The 15445-nt window shown below is 71.8% G+C and carries 12 protein-coding genes; 3 read left to right on the forward strand and 9 right to left on the reverse strand.

All coding sequences use genetic code 11. The features are described from left to right. Window positions 1-36: 36 nt before the first annotated feature. Window positions 37-972, reverse strand: coding sequence for a methionyl-tRNA formyltransferase (locus tag JGU66_09635; protein ID MBJ6761024.1), 936 nt, complete (start codon window positions 970-972; stop codon window positions 37-39). A gap of 31 nt (window positions 973-1003) precedes the next feature. After that, a complete protein-coding gene (locus JGU66_09640; protein MBJ6761025.1) occupies window positions 1004-1579 on the reverse strand; it encodes a signal protein in 576 nt (191 codons plus the stop codon). A 104-nt stretch (window positions 1580-1683) separates the two neighbouring features. Between JGU66_09640 and JGU66_09645 the strand changes: the two genes are divergently transcribed. After that, window positions 1684-3273 (forward strand): HEAT repeat domain-containing protein, encoded by a 1590-nt coding sequence (locus JGU66_09645; GenBank protein ID MBJ6761026.1) that lies wholly within the window; start codon window positions 1684-1686, stop codon window positions 3271-3273. Here JGU66_09645 and JGU66_09650 read toward each other — a convergent pair. The 4 genes from JGU66_09650 to JGU66_09665 all read right to left on the reverse strand — a co-directional run bounded on the left by JGU66_09650 (window position 3254) and on the right by JGU66_09665 (window position 8666). Continuing rightward, complete coding sequence (locus JGU66_09650; GenBank protein MBJ6761027.1) at window positions 3254-5413, reverse strand: FUSC family protein; 2160 nt, start codon at window positions 5411-5413, stop codon at window positions 3254-3256. The two genes, JGU66_09645 and JGU66_09650, sit on opposite strands and share 20 nt — an antisense overlap. 10 nt (window positions 5414-5423) lie before the next feature. Then, window positions 5424-6119, reverse strand: a complete 696-nt coding sequence (locus tag JGU66_09655; GenBank protein MBJ6761028.1) for a hypothetical protein — start codon at window positions 6117-6119, stop codon at window positions 5424-5426. A gap of 147 nt (window positions 6120-6266) precedes the next feature. Next, window positions 6267-7640, reverse strand: a complete 1374-nt coding sequence (locus tag JGU66_09660; protein ID MBJ6761029.1) for a hypothetical protein — start codon at window positions 7638-7640, stop codon at window positions 6267-6269. 159 nt (window positions 7641-7799) lie between these two features. Further along, the gene (locus tag JGU66_09665) at window positions 7800-8666 is read right to left on the reverse strand and encodes a metal-dependent hydrolase (protein MBJ6761030.1); all 867 of its coding nucleotides are present in this window, start codon (window positions 8664-8666) and stop codon (window positions 7800-7802) included. Window positions 8667-8847: 181 nt separating this feature from the next. On the opposite strand from JGU66_09665, the gene JGU66_09670 reads away from it, so the two are divergent. Together JGU66_09670 and JGU66_09675 are read left to right on the forward strand one after the other, a co-directional pair. Then, window positions 8848-10704 (forward strand): HSP90 family protein, encoded by a 1857-nt coding sequence (locus JGU66_09670; protein MBJ6761031.1) that lies wholly within the window; start codon window positions 8848-8850, stop codon window positions 10702-10704. Then, window positions 10704-11819, forward strand: a complete 1116-nt coding sequence (locus tag JGU66_09675) for a hypothetical protein (protein ID MBJ6761032.1) — start codon at window positions 10704-10706, stop codon at window positions 11817-11819. Before JGU66_09670 ends, JGU66_09675 begins: the two co-directional genes overlap by 1 nt. Window positions 11820-11885: 66 nt before the next feature. Here JGU66_09675 and JGU66_09680 read toward each other — a convergent pair whose 3' ends face one another. The 3 genes from JGU66_09680 to JGU66_09690 form a co-directional block, all read right to left on the reverse strand. Further along, window positions 11886-12365: a hypothetical protein gene (locus JGU66_09680; GenBank protein ID MBJ6761033.1), complete on the reverse strand. Its 480-nt coding sequence runs from the start codon at window positions 12363-12365 to the stop codon at window positions 11886-11888. Window positions 12366-12430: 65 nt separating this feature from the next. Continuing rightward, window positions 12431-14797, reverse strand: a complete 2367-nt coding sequence (locus JGU66_09685) for an RNA-binding transcriptional accessory protein (protein ID MBJ6761034.1) — start codon at window positions 14795-14797, stop codon at window positions 12431-12433. A gap of 80 nt (window positions 14798-14877) precedes the next feature. Further along, entirely contained in the window at window positions 14878-15414 is a 537-nt protein-coding gene (locus tag JGU66_09690) for a GNAT family N-acetyltransferase (GenBank protein MBJ6761035.1), read from the reverse strand. Window positions 15415-15445: the final 31 nt, after the last annotated feature.

The following is a 15445-nucleotide window of genomic DNA, read 5'->3' on the forward strand; positions in this document are numbered from 1 at the left end:
CGTCTCGCTCCTCGACATGTCCGCCACCGCGCCCCGTCACGTCCCGAACGGCTGAGTGCCCGGGGCCAGCTTGTGCCCGGACAGGAAGTCCGCCGCGCTCATCGCCCGCTTCCCCTCCAGCTGCAGCTCCAGCAGCACGAGCGAGCCCTCCGAGGTCGCCACCTCCACGCCCCCCGGCCCCGCCGCCAGCACCGTGCCCGGAGCGCCCTGCCCCGCGCCCACCTTCACGCGGTGCACCTTGAGCACCTTGCCGCCCAGCGTGGTGAAGGCCCCGGGCCACGGCGTGAAGGCGCGCAGGCGCCGCTCCAGCACCACCGCGGGGCGGGTGAAGTCCAGCTTGCCCTCCTCCTTCTCGATGAGGGGCGCCAGCACCATGCCCTCCGACGGCTGGGGCACGGGCTTCAGCTCGCCTCGGAGGTACGCGGGCAGCGACTCGCGCAGCAGGTCTCCGCCCAGCCGGGACAGCTTCGTGTGCAGCGTGGCGCTCGTCTCGTCCGGGGCAATGGGCTGCCGCTTCACGGCCAGCACCGGCCCGGTGTCCAGCCCCTCGTCCATCACCATCAGCGCCACGCCCGTCTCCGCGTCGCCATGGGCCACGGCCCACTGGATGGGCGCGGCGCCCCGGAAGCGCGGCAGGAGCGAGGCGTGCACGTTGACGCAGCCACGCGTGGGCAGCTCCAAGACGTCCTTGGGCAGGATGCGGCCATACGCCGTCACCACGCAGATGTCTGGCGCGTACGGGCGCAGCGTCTCGACGAACGGCGGCGTGCGCAGCTTGGTGGGCTGGAGCACCGGGACGCCCCGCGCCAGCGCCAGCTCCTTCACCGGGGGCGCCGTCACCGCGTTGCCTCGGCCCTTGGGCTTGTCCGGCTGCGTGACGACCGCCACCACGTCACCCAACTCGAAGCAGGCCTCGAGCGACGCCACGGCGAACTCCGGCGTGCCCATGAAGATGATGCGGGGTCGACTCATGATGGTGCGTATCTCCGGTCACCGCGGCCGCTCAGGCCACGGTCTTCAAGGTGCTCGAGGACGGATCCACCGCCTGGCGCTTGCGCAGCTCCAGGGCTTCCAATGACGCCAGCGCGGCGCGCGCCTCGGGCGTGGTCGCCACGGGCCGCAGCGCGCCCAGCGCCTGCGCCAGCACGTGCGCCTCGTCCGCCTCGCGCTGACGGATGCGGTCCACCGCGTCCGAGAAGCGCGCGAAGAAGGTGCGCAGCTCGTCGCCGCGCCGCAGCGGCCGCAGCCGGGGATAGCGCCCCGCCGCCAGTGCCGCCACGTAAAGGCTCATCACGTGCACGGGCCCTGCGACCCGGTGCGTGAAGAGCAAGCCGAACAATCCCAGCACGCCGCCCAGCCCCACCACGCCCACCGCGGTCAGCGCCAGCAGCGTCCCCGCGCCCGCCGTCCCCGCCTCGGCCGCCACCTGCACGCGCCACGCGAGCAGGCCAAAGACACCCATGCTCACCGCGCCCAGACCCGCGAGCAGCAGGATGTACTTGAGCTGGAATTCTCGGTCGAGCAGGTACGTCCGGCGCGCGATGCCCGGACGCGCCGCGTTGCGAGTGGCTTCGGACATGTCGTTGACCAGCGTACCCCAGGTACCTCGGGTGGTTTGCTTCCTTCGTCAAGACAGGTCTACACCCAAAGACACGCCAACCCCGCGTACGCAAAGGAGCTCGCATGTCTCGCTCGTTCGTCGCGCTGTGCCTCAGTGTGTCCTTTCTCGCATTGGTCGGGTGCAAGAAAGACCCGGCCACTCCGGACTATTGGGAAGAATACCTTGCACGTATCCGACGGGCGGATGACCGGGTCCGCCTCATCGAGTCGATGCGCAGCTCGGGCAAGGCCAACGCGACCTTCCTGCCCATGCTGCACGCGCAGCTCGCGGCGGAGCACAAGCCCGAGGTGAAAGGAGCGCTGGCGCGCGCGCTGGCGGACGTGCACGACGTGTCGTCCGTGGAGCCGCTGAAGGCCGCGCTGGACCCGAGCGCGACGGATGCCTCCACGCAGTTGGCCAACAAGGAGCTGGTCGCGGCGCTGGGCCGCATCGGGGACCGGGGCGCGGTGCCAGCGCTCATCCCGTTCCTGCGCTCGAAGGACAACTACACGCGCATCGAGGCCGTGCAGGTGTTGGGCGCGATGAAGTCGCCCGAGGCGGTGGAGCCGCTCATCCAGCTCGCGACGGACGAGGCCACCGAGCCGTTCCTCAACCGCAAGGCCATCGAGGCGCTCGGGCAGATTGGCGACGCGCGCGCGGTGCCGGTGCTGCTGCGCATGCTGACGAAGGAGCGCCGGGGCGTGTCCTTCTACGCGGAGAGCAGCTTCGCGCTGTTCCAGTTGGGCGCGCCCGCCGCGGACGCCCTGCTCCCCGCGCTGGAGGGCAAGGACGTGGAGCTGACGAGCTGGGCGAAGAACCAGGGCATCAACCCGGCCAGCTACGCGATGAAGGCAGCGCAGGTGCTGGGCGACCTGCGCGACCGCAGGGCGGTGGAGCCGCTGGTGCGCCAGCTCGGCTACACGCATGCGGATCCGCGCATCCAGGCGATGGTGCGCATGCAGGCGGCGGACGCGCTGGGCCGCATGCGCGCCACCGAGGCCGTAAAGCCCCTGGCCGCGATGGTCGTCGAGCCCGACCCCACCGTGCGCCGCACCTACGTGCGCGCGCTCACGCTCCTGGGTGGCCGTGACGCCCTGCCCGCGCTGGAGAAGGCCGCGAGCACCGGGGACTGGTACGCCCGCGAGGTGGCGGTGAAGGGGCTGGCCATGCTCGGGGATGCCCGCGAACGTCCACTGTTGGACAAACTCGCCGCGGGCGAGGCCGCGCGCACCACCGCCGAGTGCAAGCAGGCGGAGGAGACGGGCTGCGACAACCCGGCCGCGCTGGGGAAGAAGCGCAGCGACGCGCTGGTGGGCTATGCGCAGCTCCTGGAGGCCGGCCAGGCCTGTACCCAGGACGCGGGCTGTTGGACGCAGCGGCTGGAGAAGGCGAACGGCGCGCTGCTGGAGCGCACCGCGCTGGAGCTGGGTCGCTCGGGCGCCCCGGCGAGCGTGACGCCCCTGGCCTCGCGACTGGGCGAGCACGACACCGAGGTCCGCTCCGCGGTCATCCAGGCGGTGGACTGGCTGGTGGAGACGCCCGCCACGGCGAAGCAGGCCCGCTCGACGCTGCCCGCGCTGCGCAAGCAGCTGGATGACGAGAAGGGCAACACGCACCTCGTCGGCGTGAACGAGGACCTGCGCCGGCTCGTGGTCAAGCTCGAGCGGACCTGAGGCCCTCGCCCAGCGTCATCAACTCCGGGGGCACGCGCTCCACGGCGCGGTGCAGAACGCTGAGCTGGCGCACCAGCCGCTCTTCCTGGGTGCGGGACAGCGCGTCCGTGCCCTCGGGCGAGGCGTGGGCGGGTGGCAGCGGACGGGGCTCGCGGCGGTCCTCCAGCGACTCCGCCAGGTCCTCCAAGGCGCCGCTGGCGTAGCGGGTCAGCGGCGCGAGGTCATTGTCCGAGTGCCAGTCGCGGCGGGCGGCCAGCGCCGTCACCGCCGCGCCGAACCGCCGCGCGTACGTGAGCAGGGCCATCGCTGGCTCCAATTGCTCGGGCGGCCCGTGCCATTCCCCCAGGAGCCGCTGGAAGGAGTCCTCCGCGGCCAGCAGCGCCAGCCCCACGCGGCGGCGCGCCTCGCGCAAGCTGACGTCCCCCTGCGACGGCCGGGGCGAGGACACCTGTCGCAGGTAGTCCCGGTCCGCGCGCAGCACGCGCGCCACGCGCTCCGGGAAGCGCTGGTGCTCCGGGCTGGGCCACAAGAGGCGCACGCTCACGAGCGCCAGCGCGCCACCGAACAGCGTGTTGAGCAGCCGCACGCCCGCGAGCCGCCAGTCCCCGGTTTGAATCTCCGCCAGCAGCACCAGCGCCGGCGCGAGCAGCACCTGATACGCCGTGAAGTTCATGGGCCGCAGGCTGACGGACACGGCGATGAGGCACACGACGGCGACCAGCAGCCCCACGCGGTGGTGCACGGTGTACGCGAGCCCCGCCGCCAGCGCGCATCCCACCAGCGTGCCGGCGAGGCGCTGCAGCCCCTTCTGGAGCGTGAGGCCCGAGTACGGCTGGAGAATCACGATGACGGTGATGGTCACCCAGTACCCGTGATTGAGGCCCAGCCACTCGCACAAACCCGTGGCCACCGCGGCGGTCAATCCCAGGCGGATGGCGTGCCGGAAGATGACGGACTCGGGCGACAGGTTGTCGCGCAGCGGAGCCAGCCATGAGGGCCCCGCGATGCGCCGGCGGGAGAATGGCAACTCGCTCCGCTCGGGCAGGGGCTCTCCGCGCGTCAGCCGCGTGCCCACGTCCAGCGCCACGGCGACGTACTCGCGCAGCCGCTCGAGCAGCGCCACGAGGTGCTGCCCGTGCGCGCGCTCGGACTCCGTCATCGGCCCCAATTCCTCTCGCGCGCGCAGGGCTTGCGCCACCGGCTCCGCGTCCCAGGTCCCGCCCTCTGGCTCGGGCACGACGCCTTCCTCCAGCACCCCAGCGAGTCGCTGGGCATCCGTCGCGAACGCCGCGAGGGCCCCCTGAGCCTCGGCGCGGATGGAGCGGAAGCGGGCCTCATGCGGCGCCGCGTCCAGGGCCTCGGCGAAGGCCGTCAGGCGCAGGAACAGGGCATCCGCCGCCTCGAGCAGCACGAGCAGGTGCTCGCCCCGGCCACTCTGCTCCTGGCTCCGTCGGCGGATGGCGCCCAGCGCCGCTCGCGCGGACTCCATCGCCTGACGGATGGCGGCGCCGCGCCGCGCGGACTCGCGCGTCCAGGACTGGGGCTTCACGCCCTCCAGGGGCCAGCGGCTGACCTCCTCCGCGTAGCCCGCCAGCTCGCGGTAGCAGCGGGCGATGATGCGACGGATGGGCAGATAGGGCCGCAGCGGCCACAGCACCAACGCGAGGAACATCGCCCACGCGCCGCCCAGCACGAAGAAGACCGCCTGCGCGAGCGCCCCCTCGAAGCCCCGCGCGGGCAGCGCCAGCGACACCACGAAGAGGTTGGCCAGGAGGATGCCCACGACGCCCGCGGTGTCGCCGTAGCAGCGGGCGAAGCCGCACGCCGTCACCCAACAACACGTGAGCACGACGTCCACCCACAGCGGGCTGGGGATGGCGCTGATGAGGCCACCCAGCGCGCCCAGCAACGTCAGGGTGCCCATGGCCAAGGCGCGAGAGCGGTAGGGCCCGCCCCGGTCCACCAGCGTCACGAAGAGCCCGGCCATGCCGGACCACGCCGCCGCCGGCCGGTGCAGCAGCGCGGACACCAGCAGCGGCACCCCGAGCGCCAGCGCGGCCCGGAGCCCCGCCTGCAACGCGGGCCGACCGGCCTCCAGGTGGAACAGGTGCGTGACGTGGCGAGGCAGCACGTGGCGCATGCGCGTCCGCTCAGGCCTGCTCACCCGACCACGCGAGGACACCTGGCCCCGCGACGGCGCGGAAACAGTCGTGGAGCCAGGCCCCCGCCATGCGCGCCGCGCCCTCCAACGGGAGCTGCTCCTCCAGGAAGCGCGAGAGGCCCGGCAGCGAACGCAGGGCCTTGCGCCCACGCAGCGCCTCGAACGCGTTGAGGACGACCGCGTGGCCGTCCGCGTCCTCCTGCCCCGCGAGCAGGAGCGTGGGCACCCGCACCTGCGCCAGCGCATCCCCCGCCAGGTCCGGCCGCCCGCACAGGGTGACGACCGCCTGCACGCCGAAGGGCTGATAGGTGGACGCCACCAGCACCGCCGCCGCGCCGAGCCCCAGTCCCAGGTAGCCCACCGGCAGCAGCGACAAGCCCGCGTCGCGCTGGAGCCAATCCCGCGCCACCTCCAGCCGGTGCGCGAGCACCGTCACCGTGGCGTCGTGGCGCAATCTCCAGGCGTCCGCCTCGGACTCGTCCGCCGTGCGCAACGCCAGCCTCAGCGTGGCCAGTCCCCCGGCATGCAGCGTCCCCGCCACGCGCTCGGGCACTCCCACCGCGCGCCCGTCCTCCGGCTCGCCCGCGAGCAGGACGAGCCCGGAGGCCCGCTCGGGTACCTGGAGGCGCCCCGACAACAAGCGCCCCGCGACCGCGATCTCCACGCCCCGCTCGTGCACGCGCATCCCCGCTCCTCTCGTGGACGGCCCCGCTCGCTCCCTCGGGAGGACGGTGCCGCCCGAGGGCCTCGGGCAAAGCTGGGTCGTGCGCGTGGAGCCGGCCAGACGGGGGCTCTCGCCCCGTTCAAAGGCGGGCGAGCGGACAGGCCCGCCTCAGCTCGCTTCGCGCTCGGGGCCCAGCTCCTCGTCGTCCTCGGCGGGCCCGTCCTGGAAGGCGCTGGGGAGCAGGCTGAAGGGCAGCACCTTGGCCAGCGCCGCCAGGAGGAGGATGCCCCCCGGCGCCGCGAAGATGGCCAGCGCGGGGATGGCCTTGGCCACGTCGATGAGCTGCGCGCGCATGCGCTGACGCTCGTCCGGGGTGAGCTTCTGGCGGCGCGCCATCTTGGTGAGCAACACCGCCAGGTCGCCCGTCTCGCGCGCCTCCTGCATGAGCCGGTGGAAGTTCTTCTCCAGCGTCTCCTGCATGCCCGCCATGAGGTCCTCGCCCATGGCGCCCGCCGCGTCGGACACGGTGAAGACATCCACCAGCGAGCGGTGGCGCGCGTAGAACTCGGCCATCTCCAGCTCCAGCCGGCGCAGCTCCTCCTTGGGCACGTGGAGCGCGTCGGCCAGTTCGTCGATGAAGAAGCGCTCGCGCCGGGTGCGGCGCCCGTCCACCAGCGCCGCCAGCAGGGTCTGCTCCAGCAGGAAGTGGCGCACGTCCACGCCCCGCACCCGCCGCACCACGTCCCGCACCCCGCGCTTGCGCTCGAAGGACTGGCGCACCGCCGCCTTCAGCTCGGACTCCATCGCGTGCGGCAGCCGCAGCCCCTCCACCTGCCGCAAGATGGCTCGCCGCGCGGGCAGCGATGGCTGCCGGTCCACGCACGCCAGCGCCGTGAGCACGTCCACCAGCAGCGCCTTCTGCTTCGCCGCGAAGGCGATGCGCCGCCGGGCCATGATGGGCTGCAACCGGCCCCGCGAGAACAGGTCGATGGCCTGCCGGCAGAAGAGCTGCGCGTCCGCGTACTGCGCGCCGTTGTGCAGCACCAGCCCGTAGACCGGGTCTCCCGCCAACGACGGGGCCCGCTTGTCGAGGGCGCTCTCCACCTTGCCCGCCAGCCGCTTGGACACCGGCTGCCCCGAGGCCCGCCGCGCGTCGATGTCGCACGCCAGGTCCAGCTCCCCCGAGAGCACCGCGAACAACACGAGCAGCGGCTCTCGGCCCGTCACCGGGGGGGCGCCCACGAGCCGCGCCACGTCCAGCGCCATCCGCGCCAGGGTGCGCACCACGGCCAGGAAGAGCTGCCCCGCCATCGCGTCCGGGGACGGGGCTTCGGCGCCCTCGGCCAGGGCGGACTCGGCGGGCGTCCCGTACAAGAGCCCCGAGGCCCGCAGGGTGCGGTGCAGATACGCCCGCGCCTGGGCTCGGCCGGGGCTGGGGAAGCCCTCGGGAGACTCCGGAGCGGGCGCGCGCGCGTGCGCGGAGACCGCCTCATCGAGGAGCACGGTCAACCAACCCGCCTTGCCGAAGTCCCACGCCGACACCGGTACACCCCCGGGCCCGCCACGGTTCCCATTTCCCGGCGGGTGGCGGGAGATAACCCAGCCGCCTCCGCGTTTCCACCCACCTTCCGCTCGATCATCAGGCGGAGAAGCGGGGCCGGACACCCCCGCTTCTGTCCAACGGGGGACCGGCCCTTGGGACTACAGCGCCGTGGCCTTGCCGACCTCCAGCTCCTGCACCTTGGCCCCGCCACGCAGCTTCTTCAACGCGCCGCGCAGTTCCTCGGGCGTGCCGCTGAGCGCCGGGAACGTCCCGAAGTGCATGGGCACGATGGTCTGCGCCTTCAAGAGCCGCGCCGCGTGGGCGGCCTCCTGCGGGTCCATGGTGTAGTGCCCGCCAATGGGCAGCAGCGCGACGTTGGGCTTGAACTCCTCGGCGATGAGCGCCATGGACTCGAACGCCCCGGTGTCCCCCGCGTGGTACAGCGTGGGGCCGTTGTCGATCTGGATGACGTAGCCCAGGGGCGCTCCCGCGTACTGGGCCGGCGCCTTGGGATCCGCCTGGTAGCTGCTGGAGTGCACCGCCTGCACCAGGTGGATGGTCGCGTCCTTCACCCGGAACGTGCCGCCAGGGTTGGCGCCCAGGGCCTGGGCCTCGGGCAGGCCCAGCAGGTTCACCAGCTCGAACGAGCCGAACACCTTGGCGCCCGTCTTCTGCGCCAGGGCCTGCGTCTCGCCCACGTGGTCGAAGTGGCCGTGGGTCACGAGGATGGCGTCCACCGCCTCGGGCCACGGCGCGCCCTGCGGGGCCTTGGGGTTGGTGAGCCACGGGTCCAGCGCCAGCACCGCGCCGCCCGGGGTGCGCACCACGAACGCCGCGTGGCCCCACCACGTCACCTCCGTCTTGCCGTGGGTGGCCGCGGGACCCTTCGCGCCCTTCGCCTCCCCGGCGGGCTTGGCCGCCTTGGCCGCCGCCGCGGGCTTCTGCGCCGGAGCGCCCTGGGCCATCGCGGTCCCCGACAGGGCCAACACCGCGCCCATCACTGCCGCCTTGAAGTTCGTCCGCATCGCTGTCTGCTCCTGGGTTGGAACGACGAGAAAGGCCGGCCCGCCGAATACCACTCCCCGGGCGGGACGAGGGGGGCTCGGGCCCCCGGCTGCCTCGGAGCAGACAGATGCCTGGAGCGCCGCCTGGGCTCAAGCTTGTTTCGACATTCCGTGGGGAGCGCGCGCTACGCTGCCGCTCCACGTGGACCATCGATTCCAAGTCAGCCTCCGGGGGGTCATCGACCTCCTCTCCCATCACCTGTACAGCTCGCCGGGCGTCTACGTGCGGGAGCTGCTCCAGAACGCCACGGACGCCATCCGGGCCCGCCAGCACCTGGAGCCCCAGCACTCCGGCGCCATCCGGCTGGAGCTGATGGAGAAGCAGGACGGCGGCGCCACCACCCTCGTCTTCACCGATGACGGCGTGGGTCTGACGGAGGAGGAGGTCCACCGCTTCCTGGCCACCATCGGCGAGTCCTCCAAGCGCGAGGCCCTGGAGGCCCGGCGCAACGACTTCATCGGCCAGTTCGGCATCGGCCTCTTGTCGTGCTTCATGGTGTGCGACGAGCTGCTCGTGGTGACGCGCTCGGCGCGAGGCGCGGGCCCGACGCTGGAGTGGCGAGGCCGCCACGACGGCACCTACGACGTCCGCCCCGCCGCGCACCCGCTGGAGCACCCGGGCACCCAGGTGTTCCTCACGGCCCGCGCGGACATGGCCGAGTGGTTCACCCCCGAGCGCGTGCGCAGCCTCGTCCTGCACTACGGCGGGCTCCTGCCCTTCCCCATCCACCTGACGGCGGGAGGGCAGACCGAGCACCTCAACCCGGACGGCGCTCCCTGGAACGCGAGCTACGAGTCCCCCTCGGAGCGGCGCAAGGCCCTGCTCGACTATGGGCGGCAGGTCTTCGACATGGACTTCCTGGACTACATCCCGCTGCGGGCCACGTCCGGAGACGTGCAGGGCGTGGCCTTCGTGCTCCCGGCCTCGCCGCACTTCAACGCGAAGCAGAAGCACCGCGTGTACCTCAAGTCGATGCTCCTGTCGGAGAGCGCGGACAACCTGCTGCCGGACTGGGCCTTCTTCGTGAAGTGCGTGGTGAACGCCAACGCGCTGCGGCCCACCGCCAGCCGCGAGTCCTTCTACGAGGACGCGGTGCTGGAGCGAGCGCGGACCTCGCTGGGCGTCGCGCTGCGGCGCTACCTGATGGACCTGGCCCGCGAGGAGCCTCGCGCGCTCCAGCGCCTCATCGCGCTGCACGGCCTGTCCATGAAGTCCCTCGCATTGGATGACGACGACTTCTTCCGGCTCGTCATCGACTGGCTCCCCTTCGAGACCTCGCTGGGGATGATGACGCTGGGGGACTACCGCCGCGCGTATCCCCTGGTCCGCTACACCCCCACGCTGGACGGCTTCCGGCAGGTGGCGCGCGTGGCGGCGGCCCAGGGCCTGTGCATCATCAACGCGGCCTATACCCACGACACCGCCCTCCTGGAGCGGCTGCCCCAGCTGTTCCCCGAGGTCCGCGCGGAGCCCTTCTCCTCGGCGGAGCTGCCCCAGAGCTTCGAGGAACTGACCGACGACGAGCGGCACGCGGTCCGCTCGCTGGTGCGCGTGGCAGAGCGGGCCCTGTTCCCCTTCCGCTGCGGCGTGGAGGTGCGGAAGTTCCTCCCCGCGGAGGTGCCCACGCTCTACAGCACGGACGAGGAAGGGGCCTTCCGCCGGGAAGCGGAGCGAGCGCGAGAGGGAGCGGACGACCTGTACGCCGGCGTCGTGGCGGGCGTGCTGGAGGGTGAGCAGGGCCAGCAGCACGCGCGGCTGTGCTTCAACTACCTGAACCCCGTGGTACGGCGCATGGCGCGGGTGCCGGACCGGGAGGTGATGAAGCTCTCAGTGGAGATGCTCTACGTCCAGTCGCTGCTCTTGGGACAGCACCCGCTGAGCGCGCGGGAGATGACGCTGCTCAACCAGGGGCTGCTGGGGCTCATCGACGCGCGGCTCGGGGATGACGACGAAGGGCCGGAGTCCGATGGCGGCCCGGGCTCGCGGGAGGTGCACTGATGGCGGGCGACTGGAATGACGAGGCGGATGCGCTCCTCGAGCGCGCCGAGCACCTGCCCTACGGTGACGCCAAGACGCGGCTCCTCGAGGAGGCCGTGCGGCTGGCGGATCTCCACGGCGACATCGACCGAGGCTACGCGCTGCGCGGGGAACTCATCGACGCGGCCACGTTCGGCGGCGCGGCGGACAAGGTCCTGGTGGCGTTCGCGTGGTGCCGGGGCCAGCAGAAGAAGGACCCGAAGCGCTTCGACCCGGAGGAGATGCTCTGGAAGCAGAAGTGGGTCGTGGGGCTCCTGGACGAGTTCCCCAGCATCTCGCGCCAGCAAATCACCGCAGCGCTGGATGACCTGGAGCAGAGCTTCGCGCGAGTGAACGCCGGGAAGCGCGCGATGCTCAAGCTGCGCTACCTCACCGCCATGGACATGGGCGAGGTCGACGAGGCCGAGCGCCTGTGGTCCGCGTGGGTCCAGACGCCGAGAGACCATCTCACCGACTGTCGCGTGTGCGAGCTGGACGACGAGTTGGATCACCACGTGCGGCGCGGAGAATGGGAGCTGGCGCTGCGCAAGGCTCGCCCGCTCCTGGACGGCCGGCAGTCCTGCACCGAGGTCCCACACCAGACCTTCGGGACGCTGCTGTATCCGCTGTTCCGACTGGGGCGGATGGAGGAGGCCCGGGACTGCCATCAGCGCGGCTATGCGCTCATCGCGAAGAACCGCGAGTTTCTCGCCACGGTGGGCGAGCACCTGGAGTTCCTCGGGCTGACGGACAACCTGGAGCGAGGGCTGGCGCTGTTCGAGCGACACCTTGGCTGGGCGCTGGAGCATGCGAGCCGCCGCGACCGCTTCACCTTCTACACCGCGGCCAGCTTCCTGCTGGGGCGCGTGATGTCCGCGGGCCGAGCCACCGCCACGCTGCGGCTGCCACGGGACTTCGAGCTGTATCAATCAGGCGGCGCCTACGAGACGCGGGCGCTGGCGACCTGGGTGGATGCGCAGTCCAAGGACCTCGCGGCCCAGTTCGACGCGCGCAACGGAACGGACCGCTTCGCCCGACTGCGCCAGCGCGCCGAAGCGCTCGGCACCGAAGTCCGTCCGTTCGCCCTCGAAGGCTGACGCCCGATACGCGGTCCACGCCCCCCTCGCGCGAAGAGATGCGCGAGGGTCTCGCCCCGCCAGGCGTCACGCCTCGCTGACGGCCTCGTCCTCCGCCGCATGAATGCGCGCGACGAAGCGCTCGGCCGTCGCGGCATCCACGTGATGGATGCGAGCCATCTCGCGAGCGATGTCTCCGGGGTTGTCGCCCATGCGCAAGTGCATGCGGATGTTGTGCTCGAAGGGCTGGAGCACGCGGAACGCCTCGTCACCGGAGGCAGGAGGACGCGGAGCCTCACGCGGCTTCATCTGCCCCAGCTCGCTCCTCGCGCGGAAGTAGTTCACGAGGTTCGAGAAGAGGAAGTACCACGTCATGAAGAACGAGATGGTTCCCCACCAGCCCAGCGTGACGTTGCGCAGGGTGTGATGGAACAGGGCGCGGTTGAGACAGCTCCGGCACAGCTCTCCCTCAGTCGAATACTCGCGGCGCATGAACAGCATGCCCACGTTGTGAGAGAGCCGAACGGGGGCCGCCGGTTCGGGGAGCAAGCAGGAGTCGCAACGCATGTCCGCTCACCATAGCGCAGGACGCCTCGAAGACCTCCCCCGAGGCGCCCCTCCCCAAGGTCGCATCAGCGCTTCAACTTGGAAAACGGATTGTTGAAGGGCTCCGGCTTCTTCTTGGCCTCGGGATTTCCCCCGGAGGAACTCGGCGCGGGCCGCCCGGGCCCCGAGGAACTCGGACGCGACGGGGGCGCGCCGCGAGCCACCGGCCGCTCCGTCGTCACGCCCCGCCCCGCGCCATGAGCCCCGGCCACCGCGGGCTTGCCCGAGGGCCCAGGCGCGCCGCCCTCCTGCACCGCGCGCACGGAGAGCGCCAGCCGCTTGCGAGCCAGGTCCACGGTGAGGACCTTCACCGTGAGCCGGTCGCCCACCTTCACGACCTCGGACGGGTCCTTCACGAAGCGCGTGGAGATCTGCGACACGTGCACGAGGCCATCCTGGTGCACGCCCACGTCGACGAAGGCACCAAAGGCGGTGACGTTGGTCACCACGCCCTGGAGCACCATGCCCTCCTTCACGTCCTCCAGCGTGCGCAGGTCATCGCGCATCACCGGCGCGGTGAAGTCACCGCGAGGGTCCCGGCTCGGCTTCTCCAGTTCGGCGAGGATGTCCTGGAGCGTCGGCGCGCCCAGGTCCGCGCTCAGGTAGCGCTTGAGGTCCACCTGACGCACGAGCCCCGCGTTGCCCACGAGCGCGGCCACGTCCACGCCCAGGTCCTTCGCCATGCGCTCCACCACCGGATAGCGCTCCGGATGCACGGCGCTCGAATCCAGGGGCTCGGGGCCGCGCACGCGCAGGAAGCCCGCGGCCTGCTCGAACGTCTTCGGCCCCATGCCGCTCACCTTGAGCAGCTCGCGGCGCGTGGTGAAGCGGCCCTTCGCCGCCCGGTGCGCCACCAGCTTCTTGGCCAGCGACGGACCCACGCCGGACACGTGCTCCAGCAACTGCGGCGACGCGGTGTTCACGTCCACGCCCACCGCGTTCACGCACGAGTCCACCACCTCGCCCAGCTTCTTCTTCAAGAGGCCCTGGTCCACGTCGTGCTGGTACTGGCCCACCCCGATGCTCTTCGGGTCAATCTTCACCAGCTCGGCCAGCGGGTCCTGGAGCCGACGCCCGATGGACACCGCGCCGCGCAGCGACACGTCCAGCTCCGGGAACTCCTCACGCGCCACCTCGGAGGCCGAGTAGATGGACGCGCCCTGCTCGCTCACCGACACCACGGGGACCTGCGAGCCCATGGCCTTGAGCGTGTCGCGCACGAAGCCCTCCGCCTCGCGACTGCCGGTGCCGTTGCCCACCGCGATGAGCTCCGGCCGATGCTTCTGCACCACCGCCGCCAGCACCTTCGCGGCCCGCGCGCGCTCATCCGCCGAGCGCTCGCTGTAGAGCGTGGCCACTTCCGCGACGCCGCCCGTGTTGTCCAGCATCACCAGCTTGATGCCAGTGCGCAGGCCCGGGTCCAACGCGAGCACCGCGCGAGCCCCCGCTGGCGCGGTCAGCAGCAGGTGTCGCAGGTTGTCCCCGAACACACCGATGGCGCCCTTGTCCGCGCGGGCCTTCAGCTCCGCGCGCAGCTCGGACTCCAGCGAGGGGCCCATGAGCCGCTCCCACCCGTCCTCCACCGCCGCGCGCAGCTCGTCCGCGAAGAGCGACTGGGGCCGGGTCACCACGCGCCCGGCCAGGAGGCCCTTCACCTCATCATCCGGCAGAGAGAGCTTCACCTTGAGCACGCCCTCCTCCTCGCCTCGCAGGAGCGCCAGCACGCGGTGCGAGGGGGCCTGGGACAGCGGCTCCTCATGGCCGTAGTAGTTCTCGAACTTGGTCGTCTCGCCCTTCTTCGCGGCCACCACGTCCGAGCACAGCGTGCCCTTGCGAGCGCACACCTCGCGGGCCTCGCGTCGCAGGACCGCGTCCTCGGTGACGCGCTCGGCGCAGATGTCGCGCGCGCCCGCCAGCGCCGCCGCCAGGTCCTCCACGCCCTTGCCCGCATCCACGAACGGACGCACGCGCGAGTCCCGGTCCTCGCCTCGCCGGCCCTCCTGCTTCCACAACAGGTCCGCGAGCGGCTCCAGGCCCTTCTCACGCGCGATGGCCGCCCGCGTGCGCCGCTTGGGCTTGTAGGGCAGGTACAGGTCCTCCAGCTCGGTGCGCGTGCGCGCCTGCTGCAGCGCCCGGGTCAGCTCGGGCGTCAGCTTCCCCTGCTCCTCGATGGTCCGCAGGATGGTGTCGCGCCGCGAGTCCAGCTCCGCGCGCTCCGAGGCCCGATCCAGCACGGTCTGGATCTGCACCTCGTCCAGCCCACCGGTGGCCTCCTTGCGGTAGCGCGCGATGAACGGAACGGTGGCCCCATCGGCGCTCAGCGCGAGGGTGCGGTCAACCTGCTCGGGCGCGATGCCCAGCTCTCGGGACAGCTCTGCGGCGTAGGGATGCATGGCGTCGCGTTCTATACCCCGGGCCTCCCACACCGCCCAGAGACCCGTCGTTCCGCGCGCCCGCCAGCCAACGCCCCGCCTCAGCGCGCGGGGACACCCCGCCACTCGGCGCGCAAGAGTCCCCACTGTTGCTGATCGAACCGCTCGCCACCGTGCACCACGTGGCCGCGCAGCGTGCCCTCGTGGGTGAACCCCAGCTTGCGCGCCACGGCCTGCGAGGCCGCGTTGTGCGCGAGCGTGACCAACCCGACGCGCTGCAGGAAGGGCAGCGTGAACAGCTGCTCCAGCATCAACCCCACCGCGCGCGTGCAGACGCCCTGTCCCTGGTACGCCTCGGAGATCATGTACCCGATGACCACCCGGCCATGGGTCCGGGACAGCTCGCGCGCGGACAAGGTGCCGGCCAGCGTCCCCTCCACCTCCACCATCCAGCGAAAGCTCTTCGCCTGAGGCTGCGTCACGTCACAGCTCGCCTCCGCGAGCCGCTTGAGGAGCGACTCGCGCGAGTCCTCGTCGGACGAGACGAAGCGCCGCGAGGTGGGCTCGTCGCGCAGGGCCAACCAGAAGTCCAGGTGCTCCGGGAGCGCCCGGGTCAGGCGGATGTTGGCAGGGGGCATGACGTCTCCACGAAATAGACCCGCGCGTGCG

This window comes from Myxococcaceae bacterium JPH2 (assembly GCA_016458225.1).
Lineage (GTDB): Bacteria > Myxococcota > Myxococcia > Myxococcales > Myxococcaceae > Citreicoccus.